We start from the raw sequence: 16,491 nt of genomic DNA on the forward strand, positions 1-16,491 counted from the left end.
TATATTACAATATATTAAATTTACCTTTTTTAAGCGTTAATCCGACTCCGCCAATAAGGAATAGCGAGCGATTATCTACGACTTTTTTCATCAAAGAAGCTTTTTTACCTGTTAATTTCTTGCCAAATGCAACACCAATTCCATCATCACTACCAAGTGAACAAATACTACCTTTTATATCCGGTGTAAAGTCTTCAGTTGGTTGTCCTTTTATAAGCGCAACAATATTGTTCGCACACATATCACCTTGTTGCATAGCAATTTGAGCTGTAGGTGGATATGGACGATTGATTTCTTCGTTGATCATCAATGCACAATCTCCGACGATAAATACGTCAGCATGGCCAGGTGCGCGAAGATCTTTATCAACTTTAACACGAGCACGCATATTTTCAATACCTGTCTCTTCAATTAGACGGTTACCGCGAATTCCGGCAGCCCATACAACAGTACCTGCTTTGATGAATTCAAACTCATCATCACCAGTTTTTATCTTCACGCCTTCTTCAGTCGCTTCGACAACCGGTGTGCCAATTGAAAACTCAATGCCTTTTGATTCGAGTTGGCTAACTGCATAGTTCACAAGGTCTTCGTCGAATCCTGGAAGAACCATTGGTGCCGCCTCAACACAAAGAACACGTACTTTTTCAAAGGGAACGTCAAATTCTTTACAAAGTTCCGGAACGCGATTACCAAGTTCACCTAAAAATTCAATTCCCGTGAATCCAGCTCCACCGACAATAATCGTTAGACGGCTATCGTCTTTCTCTTCTTCGAGCGACCACGTTGCGAATTGATATTCAATATGTTCGCGGATCTGACGTGCTGCTTTAACATTAGCTATGGATAATGCATGTTTATCAAGACCAGGAATACCGAAAGTTTCACCTTCGAAACCAAGAGAAATAACGATATAATCATACGTATGTGTTCCGACATTTGTCGTTACAACTTTCCCTTTTACGTCGATGGCTTCAACAGTTGCTTGTATAAAATCTACATGTGTCGCAATTACACTTTTGATATCATAACGTACTTGTTCAGGAGATAATGTTCCAGCAGATGCCTCATGAAGCCAAGTAGATTCATAGTGATACTCATTTTTATTAATGAGAACGATGTTAGCATCATTTGCACCCAATGATTTTTGCAAGTTAACAACTGTTGATAAACCGCCGTATCCTGCCCCTAAAACTAATATTGTCGGTCTTTTCACGAAGATCGAACCACCTTTTACTTTTATTTTACTCAGAACAGGCGAATTGAATACGAAGAACGAACATCGTTCTACAATGAATTAACATATTCCGAGTTGAAGTAACAAATTTAACAAACTAACTCTCTCTATATTAGCCCTTTTGGATGAGTAATTCAATACAATAAGTGAATTGGGAATGGTTTGAAAATACTAATTGGGGAAGAGTTTTGAGTCATAGCAAAAAACTGACCCTCCAATTCTACTAATAGGAGGGTCTCATAACTAATATTTCTTTAATATTCTAAGGTTGTTTTTATTAACAATCTGCTGGGGCTCCAACCTTCGTCGCCGTTCTGAATGAAGTTCCACAACCGCAAGATAAAATGGCATTCGGGTTATTAATTGTGAATCCCCCGCCCATCAAAGATTCTTTATAATCAATTTGTGTGCCTTTTAATATATCTACATCATCATTGGCAACAATCATTTCGATTTTATGTTGCACCAGTAATTGATCCTGTTCAGTCAATTCTCTTTCAAATCCTAAACCATAAGTGAGTCCACTGCACCCACCGCCATTAATAGCAACGCGGAGGTATGAACCTTCTTCCCCATTATGACGCATCATTTCTTTAACACGGTATGCTGCCGCTTCTGATAGTTCAACCAATTGAGTCATTTACGTTCACCTTCCCTATCCTTTATATCTATTGTAACAATCTTTTGGCATTCTATGCAATTAAAAAACTCGATTTTACGGTTCGTTGCGATATAATAAAGGTGTAGCGTTCTTAAATAAATTTGTTATTCAAAAAAAAAGGCCTATCATCTAGGCCTTTTCAGTAATTAAAATACTTGTTCTACTTCTACTACACCTGGAACTTCTTCAAGAAGCGCACGTTCAATACCCGCTTTTAGTGTAATTGTTGAACTAGGACATGTACCACATGCACCAAGAAGGCGAAGTTTTACAATTCCGTCCTCAACATCTACAAGCTCACAATCTCCTCCATCGCGAAGAAGAAATGGGCGCAATTTATTTAGTACTTCTTGAACTGGTTCTGTTAACATTGCATCAGTCATTTTGTATCGTCCCCTTTCCTTATAATAATTATTATAAACTGGAAAGCAGAAAAAATCCATCTTTGTATACGAAAGGAGGCTTTTAAATTGAAAAAAGATCATGTAGTGATTGAAATTTATGGTGCCGATGTACTCTGTGCAAGTTGCGTGAATGCCCCGTCTTCAAAGGATACACATGAATGGTTGGAAGCAGCAATTAGTCGAAAATATCCTGCTCAACCTTTTGATATCAAATACATTGATATTGATTCTACAATTGAGAATGATCGTCAAAATGAAGTGGCTGAAAAAGTTCGCAATGACGAATATTTCTATCCACTCGTTATGATTAACGATGAGATGATCGGCGAAGGTCATATCCAATTAAAACCGGTTTTTAATGCACTAGAAAAGCATGGGTATGAGGCTCTGTAATTGAGAAAGCGTTGAGAGCGAACTTAGAGTTTCTCATTAAATACGCTGCGGCGCTAGGGAAAGATTGAACTGTATCTTTCCGCACTTTGTGGATGCCTCCCACGATAAGCTTGGTAGAAGATCACTACCAATCTTATCGCTCCGGCTACCACTGGCAAGGCGCCTACGCTGGATTCTTTTTGTAGATTATTGCCGTTTCTATTATGGAAACGGCAATTTGATTTAGTTAATAACGATTACTAAATTAGAGTTCTATCTAGATTAGTGCAGCTGATCTAACTTTCTTAATACAGTGAAATCAATGGATCCTATAACAAGTATTGCTTGAATAATGGGTTGTTCTAGTAATCGTAATAGTTTCGATTCTTTCTTTCAGTAACAAAAAAGTATGGAGGGAGTGTACCAATCCCGTTCATACTTTTTTTCGTTCTATTTTTTTAGCCATTATGACGCTTGTACATCCACAGTACGCCTGATTTTAGTAATCGTGCGATGCGACCTGTTACGGTGCGATCTGCAAGGTAAGCGAAGCCTTGTTTTTTTCCAAGTGAACCTAGGAATCCTTTTAACTTAATTTCCGGTATTTTTTCTGGAAGTGGTTCTTCATTCCACACCAGTCTTAGGATTTTAACAATTTGTTCTGCTTGCTCTTCTGCGACTTGTGCACTTGGTGCGTAAGGTAAATCTGCGCAATCCCCAGCGACATAAACATCTGAATAAGTTGGTAATTGGTGGTACTTATTTAACGCTAAGCGACCAGAATTACCTTTTTCTGTATTAATATTTTGAACCGGAGTAACTGGGCGAATCCCAGCTGTCCAAACAACTGCATCCACTGGAATCGTCTCTTCGTGATTATAAAGGACATCCGGACCTACTTCGGTAATATTTGACTCTGCGACGACATCTACATCGTGTTCGTCAAACCAACCTTTTACATAATTACTTAAACGTTCCGGGAAATCTCTTAAAATACGTGGACTGCGGTCAAACAACTTGATCTTTAAATCGGGTCTACTTTCACGAAGTTCACTCGCGAGTTCAATACCACTCAAGCCAGCACCGATAATTCCAACCGTTGCTCCGCCACCCAGACCCAATAGTTTTTCGTAAGTAATTCGCGACTTGCCGATTGTTTGGATACTATATGTATGTTCTGCAGCACCTGGTACATCATGATAGTTATCCATACAGCCGAGGCCAATCACTAGTTCATCGTATGTAATGGTTTGTCCATCATCCAGATAGACACTTTTTTCATCTGGAGAAATTTCAATAATCTCACCTTCAACGACTTTTAACTGATTGTGAGCAGGTAAGGGTACACGTACAACAGAATCTGATACTGTCCCAGCAGCTAGTGCATAAAACTCCGTTTTCAAACTGTGAAACGGCGTACGATCGACAAGCGTGATTTCAATATCGTTCGGTAAATCTTTTGTTAACAGACGTAATAAAATCCGCATATTACCATATCCTGCACCTAGTAATACAAGTTTTCTCATAGTTTTCTCCTTTGTAACCCAATTTCCGATGGTTTCTCATTTTGATTATAGCATTTTACGACATGCTTCTCAATAAGGCAGAGAAATTGACGAATGTCCCATAAAGTAGTAGGATTCCTAATAGTGAGGTGATCTACGTGAATCCGATAGTAGAATTTTGCATGAGTAATCTTGCAAATGGTTCACATAAAACTTTAGAAAAACTAGAGCTAGATCCCAACCTCGATGTTCTCGAATATGGTTGTTTAAGCTACTGTACAATATGCGCTGAATCGCTTTATGCATTGGTCAACGGTGAAATTGTAGAAGCCGATACATCTGAGGAACTGACGGAGCGTATCTATCAATTTATAGAAGAAAATCCGCTCTTTTAGAAGGACTCAAGTTCGCCAAAACAGTTAACTTTCCGTAATTAACGGAAAGTTTTTTTATTATAGATTCCATTCTGCAAGTGATTTCAGAAGATATGTCGGCTTTTTATCTTTACTTAGTACTTCTTCTCTCGAAGAAATTCCGCCCTCCACAAAAACTGTGTCGATGCCGTAATCGATTCCGGCTAAAATATCTGTATCATAATTATCCCCAACCATGACCATTTCATCTTTACGATAGCCTTTTTCTTCGCTAATAAAAGCTAACATATGTGGTTCTGGTTTTCCAAGGTAAATGGGTGTAACCCCCGTTGTATATTCCACAAGTTTGACGAGAGAACCTGTTCCAGGTAACAGACCTCTTTCTGTAGGAATTGCTTTATCCGCATTCGTTGCGATAAACTTCGCACCTGAACGTATCGCCAAAGCAACATCCGTAAATTTCGCGTAATTCACTTCACGGTCTAGTCCTACTATGACAACGTCTGGTTTTTCATTTACGATTTTAAAACCTTCCGATACTAATGCATCATGTAGGCCCTTTTCTCCAATAATCTGGATGGATGCGCCATCATAATGTGCTTTGCAATATTTTGCAGCAACGATGGCAGATGAAACAATATTCTCTTCATGAGTTTTCACGCCAAAAGCAGCAAGTTTTTCTTTAACTTGCCCAGGTGTCGCTGATGAATTATTCGTTATGTAATAAGGTTCGATTCCCTGTTCCTGTAAACTTGAGATTAAAGATACTGCTTCTGGGATCGGTTCTGTTCCATGATAAACTGTCCCGTCTAAATCTAGACATACCACATTATATTTTCTCATTTGTTTTCCTCCACTGGTAAAAATGCAGATACTGGGCCGAGCTCGTGTTCAAGATAATGCCGAACTTTTACTGGAAATTCTAACAGTGCATTCATTGATTCGTTTAATACATCTACAACTTCTGCGGTATTGACATTACTAAAATCCCTTACAATCATCTTGCGGAGTGCAATAACTTCTTTTAATGGTTGAGACATTTCCGTCGTGATGACTTTCTCATCTTCCATAATGTCGATAATATCATCATAACCACCAGGATCACGCATGATAAATCCATCAATCATTGAGTTCCCTACATCGATAATAGACTCTATTACCACATGACTAAGACGAGCAACTGCAAGCGCGTGTATTAAATCCCCACTCCATTCTTTTTCTTCACTATATAGGCCCAATAATTCATCCATATGCGCCAATCTATTTTCAATCAACTTTCGATCAACAAAATACATACGATTACCCCTCTCAAATTAATTCAATCTCTAATTCCATTCTACCATATTCGGACATCAAAAAAGAAAGCCTCTGTATTAACCATTAAGATCTCTACAAAAGCCTTCTTACTTATTAAAGTTAATTTGTTTTTTTAACTTTACTCTTTTTCTTCAGCACAAAATGTGCACAACCAAAATTACAATACTCATAAAGATAATCTTGTAGGGTACTGATCTTCGTTTCATACGTGGCTTTTTGATTTCGATCTTCAAAAAATCCTTTTAACCGAAGTTGACCGTAACCCCAATCACCAAGTATGTAATCATATTTTTGCAACACTTCACTATAGCGTGCTAAGAGAGCCTCTTCTTGAAAACCATCTCGGAAATCTGTGATGATTTCATATTCCCAATTTTCAAGTGTTATCATTTATCAATTCACCGCCACTCAGCTTTGCAGTGCTTTTTCAAGTGTCTCTTCACCTAAACGCTGTCTTTCTTTTGCTGCTGCGTTCACTTGTTCATCTGCATGGTAACTAGAACGAACGAGCGGCCCAGCTTCACAGTGTGAGAAACCTTTTGACATTGCAATTTTTCTTAATCTCCCAAATTCCTGTGGTGTATAATACTTTTGAACAACTAAATGTTTCTTTGTTGGTTGTAAGTATTGACCTATTGTCATGATATCTACATTATTTGCTCTTAAATCATCCATCGTCTCAAGAATTTCTTCATTTGTTTCTCCAAGACCAAGCATTAATGAAGATTTCGTTGGAATGTCAGGGTACAACTCATTCGCACGTCTTAGTAATTCTAATGATCGATCATAGGTTGCACGCGCTCGAACTCTAGGTGTTAAACGGCGTACCGTTTCAATATTATGGTTTAATATATCTGGTTTAGCATCCATCAGTCGCTCTAGATTTTCAAAAACGCCGCCCATATCTGAAGGTAGAACCTCGATTGTTGTGAAAGGGTTCTTCCTGCGAATTGCACGAATTGTTTCAGCAAAAACAGCAGAACCGCCGTCTTTTTGATCATCACGTGCAACAGCTGTGACAACAACATGTTTTAAATTCATCAGTTGCACTGAATCCGCAACTCGTTCTGGTTCAGCAAGATCCAACTCATTAGGAAGTCCTGTGTTAACTGCGCAGAAACGACAAGCACGTGTGCAAGTTGCTCCTAAAATCATGAAAGTAGCCGTGCGACGTTCTCCCCAACATTCATGGATGTTCGGACAACGGGCTTCTTCACAAACCGTATTTAGATTTTGTTCTCGCATTAACTTCTTAAGTCCTCTGTAGTTTTCATTGGTATTTAGTTTAATATTTAGCCATTCAGGTTTTCTTAAATGCTCGGATTTTCTCCCGCGTACAGGTTTACAGGTCACGATTACAACTCCATTCTATACATTTCAGATGAAGGATTCATTTAATTAGCACATTTTATTGACTATTTTAAATGTATCACATTTGTACTACTCAAACAACTATCATAATTAATAATAATCCTATGAATGACCTATGTATTTTTCAAGATTGAACTTTTTCCACTACAAAGTTATCTTACCTTTCTAATCAATTGAAAAAAGTACAGGCAACTCCACAAAATGAGGAGCTGACCATACTTTGTCTTAATGTCCGCCTAGGTACGCATCTTTAATTTCATCGCTAGCATGTAATTCTTCCGGCGTGCCTGATAAAATGACCTTGCCTGTTTCAATCACATAGGCTCTATCCGCTACTGAAAGGGCCATATTTGCATTTTGTTCGACAAGTAGAATCGTCGTCTCGTGATTAATTTCCTTAATCACTTTGAATATCGTTTGTACCATTAATGGTGCTAACCCCATTGAAGGTTCATCTAATAAAAGGAGTTTTGGTTTCGCCATAATGGCTCTACCCATCGCTAGCATTTGTTGTTCCCCACCTGACAGTGTCCCAGCAGATTGTTTACGCCGTTCATAGAGTCGAGGAAAAGTCTCATATACTTTTTCGTAACTCTGTTTAATCTCCTCTTTATCTTTTCTGAGAAAAGCCCCTAATTCAATGTTCTCCTCTACACTCATTTCTGCAAAAACGCGTCTTCCTTCTGGAACTTGGGTTATGCCTGCTTTTACAATATCTTGAGCAGCTTTACCCGCGATCGATTTGTTCATATATTCAATCGTTCCTAGTTTTGGTTTTAATAAGCCAGATAACGTTTTTAAAAGTGTACTTTTGCCTGCGCCATTTGCACCGATTAGTGTAACAATCTCACCTTCATTGACCTCTAGTGAAACACCCTTTAGCGCATGAATACTACCGTAATAAACATTTAAATTCTCAATTTTAAGCATGCTCATCGTGAACTTCCTCCCCTAGATAAGCTTTAATTACGTCGGGATTCCTTCGAATTTCTTCGGGCAATCCCTCAGCAAGAAGAACACCATGATCCAACACATAAATCCGCTCACAGATCCCCATGACTAGATTCATATCATGTTCGATCAATAAAATCGTTAAGTTAAATTTTTCTCGAACGAAAGCGATTAACTCCATGAGTTCCTTTGTTTCTTGAGGATTCATCCCTGCAGCTGGTTCATCGAGTAGTAATAATTCGGGTCCCGTAGCTAACGCTCTCGCTATTTCAAGCCTGCGTTGTTTCCCGTACGCCAAGTTTTTTGCGTCTTCATCTTTATATTGTTCTAAGCCAAATATCTCTAAAAGTTCCATTGCTTTCTTTTCCATCTCATGTTCACCCGAAAAGTACGATGGAAGACGAAGAACAGAACTTAGTACCGAATGCTTTGCTAATGTATGGTAAGCAACTTTTACATTATCTAGAACAGACAACTCGTTGAACAATCGAATATTCTGGAACGTTCTGCTAATCCCTCTACGGGTAACTTGGTAGGGTGCCATTCCATTAATTCGTTGCCCTTTTAATAAAATTTCACCCTCCGTCGGTTTATAAACACCTGTCAATAAGTTGAAACTAGTTGTTTTACCCGCGCCATTAGGGCCAATTAAACCCACAAGCTCCCCTTGGTTTATTTCTAAATTAAATTTTGAAACAGCTTTCAGCCCGCCAAACTGAATGCCTACGTTATCCACTTTAAGCAAAGGGCTACTCGGCATGGCTTTTGCCTCCTTTTGAACCTTTCCATAATTTGAAGTAATCCGTTATTTCCATAGTGCCCATTAACCCCTTAGGACGATAGAGCATAACTGTAATCAGGACGAGACTATAAATGATCATTCGCGTTTCTGGATAAGATTGTAAGAATGTAGAAACGATTGTCAATAAAATCGTAGCAACAATCGCACCCGATAAACTACCAAGTCCCCCTAATACAACATAAATTAAAATATCAATTGACTTTAAAAATCCGAAGTTCACAGGCTGAATAATATAAAAGTTATGTGCATATAATGCCCCTGCGATTCCTGCAAAGAATGCGCCAATAGCAAATGCCAATACCTTATAATAGGTCGTATTGATCCCCATAGCATCTGCTGCGATTTCATTTTCTCGAACCGAAATACATGCACGACCATGCCTAGAATTTGTAAAATTGATAATGACAACCAACGTAATCAAAAGGCAAACAAAAGTGTAGGTCCATGTCGTTAAATGAGTCACCTGCATTCCTGCCGCTCCACCTACATAATCAATATTTAAAAACACAATCCGTATGATTTCTGCAAATCCAAGTGTCGCAATCGCCAAATAATCTCCTCTTAATCGTAAGGTTGGAATACCAATGATCAACCCCGCGATTGTCGCAATAATTCCCGCTGCTAAAATCGCAACTGGAAATGGCAATTGCAATTTCATCGTTACGATTGCCGATATATAAGCACCAACCGCTAAAAATCCGGCATGTCCTAACGAAAACTGCCCTGTTATACCAATTATTAAATGCAAACTAACGGCAAGCATAATATTTATGGACATAAATATGATTGTATTCAAATAGAAATTATTCAACAAACCCGTAGAAATTAGGATTTGAACAATTACATATGCAGCTAAAGCTGAACCTAGAAACACCCAAAATTGTTTCGACTTTTTCATAACTAGTCTCACCTACACTTTCTCTCGTGTATTCTTACCAAATATTCCTGATGGTTTGAAAATGAGAATTAAGATTAAAATAACAAATGCAGCTGCATCTCTCCATAAGGATCCGCCCACCCCACTAACAATCGTTTCTACAACACCGAGGACAAGCCCTCCGACCATAGCGCCTGGAATAATACCAATTCCACCAAGAACCGCTGCAACGAATGCCTTCAAGCCAGGAATAATTCCCATTAAAGGATCAATCTTTGTGTAGTAAATCCCAAAAATCACACCCGCCGCACCAGCTAGAGCTGAACCAATCGCAAACGTTGCAGAAATTGTGTTGTCTACATTAATCCCCATAAGCTTTGCTGCTTCAGCATCATAAGAAACGGCACGCATTGCTTTTCCAATTTTTGTTTTATGCACGATAAATTGAAGGATAATCATCAGGACAATAGTAACTGAAAGAATTAGTATCGCCTGGCTACTAATTTGTGCGCCAAAAATGGTATATGATTTATTTGCTAAGACTGCGGGATAGGCTTCTGGTTGTGCACCGCGCATATAAATAACGCCATTTTGAATTAGGAGCGACACCCCAATCGCCGTTATTAATGCCGCAATTCTCGTCGCATTACGTAATCTTTTGTAAGCTATTCTTTCAATGACAACGCCAATAATCGCACAAGAAGTCATGGATATCAGAAGAGCAGGTAAAAAACCGAGCCCCCAACCGGCAATTGAAAAATAACCAATAAAGGCACCAAGCATAAAAATCTCTCCATGGGCAAAGTTAATGAGTTTAATAATTCCATAAACCATCGTATAACCTAAAGCAATCAATGCATAAATGCTTCCAACTGAAATCCCGTTAATTAATTGCTGTAACCACTCCATAAATTATCAACTCCTTTTTAAGCATTCACAGTAAACCCATTGTAAAAATAAATGGGAGAAGGATACTATCCCTCCTCCCATTTTATATCCGATCCAATAAATTAAGGATTGACCTTCGTATTAAAAACTGTCTCTCCGTCTACATATTCTAATATTGTAGCCGACTTAACAGGATGATGATTTTCATCTACTGTGTACAATCCAGTAACAAGTTCGAGATCCTTAGTTTCTGCTAATGCTTTTTGAATATCTTCCGAATCTGAACTACCAGCACGCTTAATTGCATCAGCTAAGAGATAGACTGTATCATAGCCAAGTGCATTAAAGGAATCTGGTAGTTTACTATACTTCTCTTCGAATTTATCATTAAAGTTTTGGATTTTTCCGTCCGGATCTTCAGCAGAATAGTGATTCGTTGTAAATGTATTATTCAATGCTTCCGCACCAGCTAACTCGAGTAATACCGGAGAATCCCAACCATCTGCGCCCATTAGTGGTACTGTAATTCCCATTTCACGAGCTTGTTTAACGATCAAGCCAACTTCTTCATAGTACCCAGGAATGAAAATAAATTCCGGATTTGCTGCTTTGATACGAGTAAGTGTGGAGCGGAAATCGGAATCTTTCGCAATGTAAGATTCGCTAGCTACAATTTTTCCACCTGCTGCTTCAAAGTCTGTTTTAAAGGAAGCTGCAAGGCCTTTTGAGTAGTCACTTGCATTATCGGAATAGATAGCTACATTTTTAACTTTTAAATCGTTTGCAGCAAAGTTTGCTGCAACTGTTCCTTGGAAAGGGTCAATAAAAGATGTACGGAAAACAAATTCATTGACTGTGCCATCATCTTGTACAGTTACACTTGGGCTAGTCCCAGATGGACTGATGATCGGCGTCTTATTTTTATTTGCAATTTCAGCTTGCGCAACAGTTGCACCACTTGTCGCCGCTCCAATAATGGCAACCACTTTATCTTGGTCTATTAACTTAATTGCTGCACTTGTTGCCTCAGCATTATCAGACTTGTTATCTACTTTTATAATTTCGATTTTCTTCCCATCAATTCCACCTGCCGCATTAATCTCTTCAACAGCTAGATCGATTCCGTCAGCTTCTGAGGTTCCATAAGAAGCCACATTACCAGACAACTCCAAGTTAACACCAATTTTAATCGTGTCTCCATCACTCGAACTGTCTTCTCCACATGCTGCTAAAACCCCGACTGCAAGTGTTAATGAAGCGAATACCCCTACAAGTTTTTTCAATTTCATTGATAGTCCCCCTTTTCATCTCAAATTAGTCGATATTCCTAGAATGAAAACTTCCCCAAATACCTACTAACATAATAGAAGATTCCGCCAATTCAACTTATAGTTTGCTATGTATCTATAAAACTATGAGAGGAAAGTGTCGGCATGTACAGTCTTCAGATATATCAGATATCTGAATATCAAGCATATACTGTTATCTAACTATTGTCAAAACAATTTTTAAAAACTATATATACATAATAAAAAAGCGATAAAAATCATCGCTTTTCCATTCTATCAATATGCCATTAACTCTGTTACACTAACGTTCTTTTTGTTTTTATCGTCCAAGTCGAAAACAATATTGCAAGAATAATAATTACACCTATTAGACCCAACCAAACGGAACCTGTTAGGCCTAAAATAATATAACCAGCTGCTGCTATCGCAGCTGAAATTAGTGCATAAGGTAATTGTGTGGTTACGTGATCAATGATGTTACTCCCCGCTCCAGTGGAAGACAGAATTGTCGTATCTGAAATCGGTGAACAATGATCTCCAAAAACTGCGCCGGCAAGAACTGCAGCAAGTGCAGGTAATAATAATTCCGGAGATGCATCCAACATAATTTGCCCCGCGATAGGAAGTAGTATACCAAAAGACCCCCACGACGTTCCTGTCGAGAATGCCATCAAGCCAGCAAGAACAAACATTATTACAGGCAGGAATGCGATCGGAAGATTTGCTTTACTAACAACATCAGATAAGTATAGACCCGTATCCAATCCTTCTATTATATAGGTAAGGCCCCATGCCAAAACCAATATTAAAATCGCTGGCATCATAGCATTTAATCCACTTACGACTGCACGCCACATTAAGGAAAGCGTTGCAGTCTCATTTCGCTTCATTTGCAGTACATATAAAATACCTGCTACTACAGTTCCGGATAGTCCACCAATCAGTAACGATAATGGAACATCTGTATTTTCAAAGATTGTCCAAATACTCGCTTCCAGTCCTTGTGCAATACTCGCTTCATAGCCCGTCCAAATCATCGCCGCGAATATGACTACAACTAACGTTAAAATAGGCCCTATAAGATCGAAAACTTTCCCATGTGAATGGACAGGAAAGTCTTCTTTTAATTGTCCCGGTATTTCCTTATTCGGATTAAAAAGTTGACCTGTTTCACTAGCAAGTTTTTCATGTTTTTTCATTTCAAAGAAATCAATATTTGTCCATGCAAAGAAAAATACCATCGCAAGTGTTGACACAACATAAAAATTCATGGGTGCCATTAATATAAAAGCAGAAAGTGGTGAATAACTAACCGCCGCAGCCCCTCCAAAAATAATCCCAAGCAACCCAATGATATAAGCACCCCAACTTGAAATTGGCGATACGACACAAACAGGTGCTGAAGTTGAATCGATAAAATACGCTAATTTAGCACGAGAAATTTTGTGTTTGTCCGTAATGGGCCGTGAAATTTGGCCGACTGCAAGTGCATTAAAGTAATCGTCAACAAAAATGGCAATTCCTAGACAGACTGTCAGTAACTTTGCGCCCCTCTTTGTTTTAATACGATGCACAGCCCAGTCGGCAAATGCTATACTCCCGCCTGATAAACTTACAAAGGCAGTAATGACGCCAAGTAGTAATATAAATAGCATAATATTTATATTTCCCGTATTTATTGTACTCGAATCCCAATCCCAAAACGATACCGTTATCGCTCTCCACAATGCGCCTAGAGATTCACTTGGTGAAAATGCAGCCACTAAAATTGCGCCTACAATAATTCCCGATCCAAGTGATAGTAAAACCCTCCGCGTAATAAGCACCATGACAATGGCTATTATCGGTGGGATAATTGATACCCATGTTCCATCCATTCTTAAATCCTCCATTTTGGTAAGGTAGGGATATTCAGGAAATTAAAAACCGGTCCTTGTGCATACGAGATGCATGAGGAACCGGCTTTTCTACTTTATCGTTTTGTTGGATAACTAAGTTGATTATCAAACGCACGATTTGTAGCTCATCATACGCGCATTCGCAGTATGACAGTGCCATCCCTTTTCGGAATGACCCCAGCTTAATCGGCTTGACAACCACATTAAACTTCGGCAAAGCTTCCTTTTACACACGGTCTACGAATGTCTATCTCGCGTGTGTTACTCTTAAGCAATGCAGCCTCTACCCTATCGATATTTTTTTCTACAGCTAATCTTAACATGATTCGCTCTCTTTTTCAACCGTACCCTTTACTCACCTTTTGGAAGCTCAATCGGAACTTCGAATTGGGCTGCACCACCAGCGTCGCCTGAACTGAAAATATGTGGAACTGCGCCTTGTACTAAACCAATTGCAACTGGAATTTTTTGTTCAACAACAGCTGTTTTCGTTGCCAGGGGCACGATGATCTCAACGTTTACGCGTATTATAATATTCACTTCAATATAGGCATTATTGATGCCAAACGGTTCTATGGATGCTACTACATTTGCTTGCACGTCCCCAATCACGTGAAAGCGAATTGGAATTCTAGGGCCTAGATTTCCTAGTAATGGAACCCCTGTCGCCTGCCCAATTGGCAAGAAAAAGACAACGCCACCTTGATCTTCCATCTTCACTGGATCATATTCTATGTCGTCAGACGGCAACATATCAAGGTTTCCTGCTTCTACTTGCGCCAAGTGCATCTCAACTAGATTTCTCGTATCGGCTAATACTCTATTAATAATCTCCGTATTGAATTTAGTTGTCACCATATTTGATGTATCCGTAGGGACATGTTCAATGATGTCATTGACGTCTAGGATATTTGCAACCCTTGTACTGATCGCCTGATTAATGACGTGTGCCGCAATTTTTGTCGTTTGCCTTTCTGCATATCGAACATAAGTTGGCGTGAGTCTCGCATTAACCACAAAGAAGAAGAAAACAATGGCAGCTAAGATCGCTGGAATTAATAGCGGAACCAGTTTGCGCTTTCGGCGCTTAGATCTTCGTCCTACCTGTCCTTGGAATTTCAAAACGACTCCTCCTGCTATAGATTATGCTCAGGAGGAGCCGTTGATTCTTCGAAATATTTCCGGCCATAGTCACTTGCAATATCTCTTATTAATTCGGGCATATAATACTCTTTTTTCGCATGTTGTAAAGACGGAAAAAAGAAGCCGAATGTGAACATATCAAGCGTTGCCAATGTATACATCTCACCCGGAACAACTTCACGATTTCCTGCAAAAAGTTTTCCGTGCCTATTTTTATATAGTCGTTCATAGAGCATCGCGCCCATAAGCGCACCACGGAATCCTAATCCCTTCACTGTTATCTTCGGCCAGTCTTCATTCAACGATAACTCATGGATTTCGATCAATTCCGTTCCTTCAAGTGATATCAAGCAGACATTTATCGGGTGTGGCAGTAAAGAATGCATATCTTCTTTCGTAACCCAACCGCTGTCAAGACTTCCAAGAAATATTCCCGCGTTAAACATGGCACAATCTGCTTTTGTATAATCAATTAAAGCACGACCGAAAAAAGCAGAGAGCGCACTCGGCGCAAATAGATTTTGCTTTAACAGACTCGGATTGTAAAAGAGTTTTTCTTGCATTGCCTGTTTTCCAAGATCCAGTACGGTATTTAGACTTTGTACATCTTCATCGCTAACGGGTAGTGATTCTGAAGGATATAGGGTTGCACGCATATCATCGATTCGTTTGTTCACTTCATCGAACTCGATTGTCACATGCCCTGTATAGTCCCCGTACTTCCCTGTTGCAGCCAATAGCGTATTCCCGACAAACTCTCCATCTGTAAAGAGATGATGCGTATGCGCGCCCAATATGACATGAATGAGCGGACATGCTTCTGCTAGCTTTTGATCTTCGGAGAGCCCCATATGCGAGAGACAAATAAGTATATCTGTCTTCGAAGCAATTTTCTCAGCGATTTCGATTAACTTTTCTCGCGGGGGTACTATGTCCCATCCCAGAGTTGCATAAAACTGGGTATATAACGCCGTTGCACCGATAACGCCTATTTTCGTGCCTGTTTTCGTTTTATAAATCTGATGATCAATTGCCCAATGCGGAAACTCCCCATTCGTATCCATCAAATTTCCGAGAATAACATCAAATTCAGCATCGACATATAGCGAGGATAGGGCTTCTTTCGACATCGTTATGCCTTCATTATTCCCAATTGTCACCGCGTCATATCCCGCTTCATTGAGCAGTTGGATATTCCCTTTTCCTTTAGTTCCTTCTGTAAAGGGATGCGACCGATCTACATGATCACCAATATCGAAGAGTAAGAATGCATCTCCTGCGGCTTCATGCGCTTGTCTTCTCTCAATAAGCAGCCGGTTAATTTGAGGCCAATTTTCGAAATGACTATGAATATCGTTTGTATGATAAATATGTATGGTTTCCATTATGCGCCCTCCAATTT

General features: G+C 39.3%; 18 protein-coding genes and 1 riboswitch. Of the genes, 2 read left to right on the forward strand and 16 right to left on the reverse strand.

Annotation, left to right across the window (positions count from 1 at the left end; translation table 11 throughout):
- Positions 1-4: 4 nt before the first annotated feature.
- From AC25Y1_RS16295 to AC25Y1_RS16305, 3 genes are all read right to left on the reverse strand, one after another.
- Positions 5-1,216: an NAD(P)/FAD-dependent oxidoreductase gene (locus tag AC25Y1_RS16295; protein ID WP_488149058.1), complete on the reverse strand. Its 1,212-nt coding sequence runs from the start codon at positions 1,214-1,216 to the stop codon at positions 5-7.
- 298 nt (positions 1,217-1,514) lie between these two features.
- Positions 1,515-1,877 (reverse strand): HesB/IscA family protein, encoded by a 363-nt coding sequence (locus tag AC25Y1_RS16300; RefSeq protein WP_488149059.1) that lies wholly within the window; start codon positions 1,875-1,877, stop codon positions 1,515-1,517.
- 167 nt (positions 1,878-2,044) lie between these two features.
- Positions 2,045-2,281 (reverse strand): NifU family protein, encoded by a 237-nt coding sequence (locus AC25Y1_RS16305; RefSeq protein ID WP_488149060.1) that lies wholly within the window; start codon positions 2,279-2,281, stop codon positions 2,045-2,047.
- Positions 2,282-2,368: 87 nt separating this feature from the next.
- Between AC25Y1_RS16305 and AC25Y1_RS16310 the strand changes: the two genes are divergently transcribed.
- Positions 2,369-2,695: a YuzD family protein gene (locus tag AC25Y1_RS16310; protein WP_488149061.1), complete on the forward strand. Its 327-nt coding sequence runs from the start codon at positions 2,369-2,371 to the stop codon at positions 2,693-2,695.
- Positions 2,696-3,132: 437 nt separating this feature from the next.
- On the opposite strand, the gene AC25Y1_RS16315 is transcribed toward AC25Y1_RS16310, so the two are convergent.
- Positions 3,133-4,200, reverse strand: a complete 1,068-nt coding sequence (locus AC25Y1_RS16315) for an NAD(P)/FAD-dependent oxidoreductase (protein WP_488149062.1) — start codon at positions 4,198-4,200, stop codon at positions 3,133-3,135.
- A 137-nt stretch (positions 4,201-4,337) separates the two neighbouring features.
- Between AC25Y1_RS16315 and AC25Y1_RS16320 the strand changes: the two genes are divergently transcribed.
- Positions 4,338-4,574, forward strand: coding sequence for a YuzB family protein (locus AC25Y1_RS16320; RefSeq protein ID WP_488149063.1), 237 nt, complete (start codon positions 4,338-4,340; stop codon positions 4,572-4,574).
- A 57-nt stretch (positions 4,575-4,631) separates the two neighbouring features.
- Here AC25Y1_RS16320 and AC25Y1_RS16325 read toward each other — a convergent pair whose 3' ends face one another.
- The 12 genes from AC25Y1_RS16325 to AC25Y1_RS16380 all read right to left on the reverse strand — a co-directional run bounded on the left by AC25Y1_RS16325 (position 4,632) and on the right by AC25Y1_RS16380 (position 16,474).
- On the reverse strand, positions 4,632-5,396 hold the full coding sequence (locus tag AC25Y1_RS16325) for a TIGR01457 family HAD-type hydrolase (protein ID WP_488149064.1): 765 nt from the start codon (positions 5,394-5,396) through the stop codon (positions 4,632-4,634).
- A complete protein-coding gene (locus AC25Y1_RS16330) occupies positions 5,393-5,848 on the reverse strand; it encodes a DUF86 domain-containing protein (protein WP_488149065.1) in 456 nt (151 codons plus the stop codon). The genes AC25Y1_RS16325 and AC25Y1_RS16330 overlap by 4 nt, the downstream gene beginning before the upstream one ends.
- A gap of 121 nt (positions 5,849-5,969) precedes the next feature.
- Positions 5,970-6,260: a YutD family protein gene (locus AC25Y1_RS16335; protein WP_488149066.1), complete on the reverse strand. Its 291-nt coding sequence runs from the start codon at positions 6,258-6,260 to the stop codon at positions 5,970-5,972.
- Positions 6,261-6,278: 18 nt separating this feature from the next.
- A complete protein-coding gene (gene lipA / locus AC25Y1_RS16340) occupies positions 6,279-7,226 on the reverse strand; it encodes a lipoyl synthase (RefSeq protein WP_488149103.1) in 948 nt (315 codons plus the stop codon).
- Between the two features lie 240 nt (positions 7,227-7,466).
- On the reverse strand, positions 7,467-8,171 hold the full coding sequence (locus tag AC25Y1_RS16345; protein ID WP_488149104.1) for an ABC transporter ATP-binding protein: 705 nt from the start codon (positions 8,169-8,171) through the stop codon (positions 7,467-7,469).
- Positions 8,164-8,952, reverse strand: coding sequence for an ABC transporter ATP-binding protein (locus AC25Y1_RS16350; protein WP_488149067.1), 789 nt, complete (start codon positions 8,950-8,952; stop codon positions 8,164-8,166). Before AC25Y1_RS16350 ends, AC25Y1_RS16345 begins: the two co-directional genes overlap by 8 nt.
- Positions 8,942-9,892, reverse strand: coding sequence for a branched-chain amino acid ABC transporter permease (locus AC25Y1_RS16355; protein ID WP_488149068.1), 951 nt, complete (start codon positions 9,890-9,892; stop codon positions 8,942-8,944). Before AC25Y1_RS16355 ends, AC25Y1_RS16350 begins: the two co-directional genes overlap by 11 nt.
- A gap of 12 nt (positions 9,893-9,904) precedes the next feature.
- The gene (locus tag AC25Y1_RS16360) at positions 9,905-10,780 is read right to left on the reverse strand and encodes a branched-chain amino acid ABC transporter permease (protein WP_488149069.1); all 876 of its coding nucleotides are present in this window, start codon (positions 10,778-10,780) and stop codon (positions 9,905-9,907) included.
- Positions 10,781-10,881: 101 nt separating this feature from the next.
- Entirely contained in the window at positions 10,882-12,048 is a 1,167-nt protein-coding gene (locus tag AC25Y1_RS16365) for an ABC transporter substrate-binding protein (RefSeq protein WP_488149070.1), read from the reverse strand.
- A 296-nt stretch (positions 12,049-12,344) separates the two neighbouring features.
- Positions 12,345-13,925, reverse strand: coding sequence for a Na+/H+ antiporter NhaC family protein (locus AC25Y1_RS16370; RefSeq protein ID WP_488149071.1), 1,581 nt, complete (start codon positions 13,923-13,925; stop codon positions 12,345-12,347).
- Positions 13,926-14,059: 134 nt separating this feature from the next.
- A riboswitch (Lysine riboswitch) is annotated at positions 14,060-14,240 on the reverse strand.
- Between the two features lie 57 nt (positions 14,241-14,297).
- Positions 14,298-15,068, reverse strand: coding sequence for a sporulation protein YunB (yunB, locus tag AC25Y1_RS16375; protein ID WP_488149072.1), 771 nt, complete (start codon positions 15,066-15,068; stop codon positions 14,298-14,300).
- Between the two features lie 14 nt (positions 15,069-15,082).
- Positions 15,083-16,474, reverse strand: coding sequence for a bifunctional metallophosphatase/5'-nucleotidase (locus AC25Y1_RS16380; protein WP_488149073.1), 1,392 nt, complete (start codon positions 16,472-16,474; stop codon positions 15,083-15,085).
- Positions 16,475-16,491: the final 17 nt, after the last annotated feature.

This window comes from Sporosarcina sp. Y1009, assembly GCF_057669865.1.

Excerpts from the sequence above, each read along its gene's own strand:
- AC25Y1_RS16365 (WP_488149070.1), bottom strand. The coding sequence starts at position 12,048 with ATGAAATTGAAAAAACTTGTAGGGGTATTCGCTTCATTAACACTTGCA.
- AC25Y1_RS16345 (WP_488149104.1), bottom strand. The coding sequence starts at position 8,171 with ATGCTTAAAATTGAGAATTTAAATGTTTATTACGGTAGTATTCATGCG.
- AC25Y1_RS16300 (WP_488149059.1), bottom strand. The coding sequence starts at position 1,877 with ATGACTCAATTGGTTGAACTATCAGAAGCGGCAGCATACCGTGTTAAA.
- AC25Y1_RS16350 (WP_488149067.1), bottom strand. The coding sequence starts at position 8,952 with ATGCCGAGTAGCCCTTTGCTTAAAGTGGATAACGTAGGCATTCAGTTT.
- AC25Y1_RS16370 (WP_488149071.1), bottom strand. The coding sequence starts at position 13,925 with ATGGATGGAACATGGGTATCAATTATCCCACCGATAATAGCCATTGTC.
- AC25Y1_RS16335 (WP_488149066.1), bottom strand. The coding sequence starts at position 6,260 with ATGATAACACTTGAAAATTGGGAATATGAAATCATCACAGATTTCCGA.
- AC25Y1_RS16315 (WP_488149062.1), bottom strand. The coding sequence starts at position 4,200 with ATGAGAAAACTTGTATTACTAGGTGCAGGATATGGTAATATGCGGATT.
- AC25Y1_RS16355 (WP_488149068.1), bottom strand. The coding sequence starts at position 9,892 with ATGAAAAAGTCGAAACAATTTTGGGTGTTTCTAGGTTCAGCTTTAGCT.
- AC25Y1_RS16330 (WP_488149065.1), bottom strand. The coding sequence starts at position 5,848 with ATGTATTTTGTTGATCGAAAGTTGATTGAAAATAGATTGGCGCATATG.
- AC25Y1_RS16360 (WP_488149069.1), bottom strand. The coding sequence starts at position 10,780 with ATGGAGTGGTTACAGCAATTAATTAACGGGATTTCAGTTGGAAGCATT.
- AC25Y1_RS16305 (WP_488149060.1), bottom strand. The coding sequence starts at position 2,281 with ATGACTGATGCAATGTTAACAGAACCAGTTCAAGAAGTACTAAATAAA.
- AC25Y1_RS16380 (WP_488149073.1), bottom strand. The coding sequence starts at position 16,474 with ATGGAAACCATACATATTTATCATACAAACGATATTCATAGTCATTTC.
- AC25Y1_RS16325 (WP_488149064.1), bottom strand. The coding sequence starts at position 5,396 with ATGAGAAAATATAATGTGGTATGTCTAGATTTAGACGGGACAGTTTAT.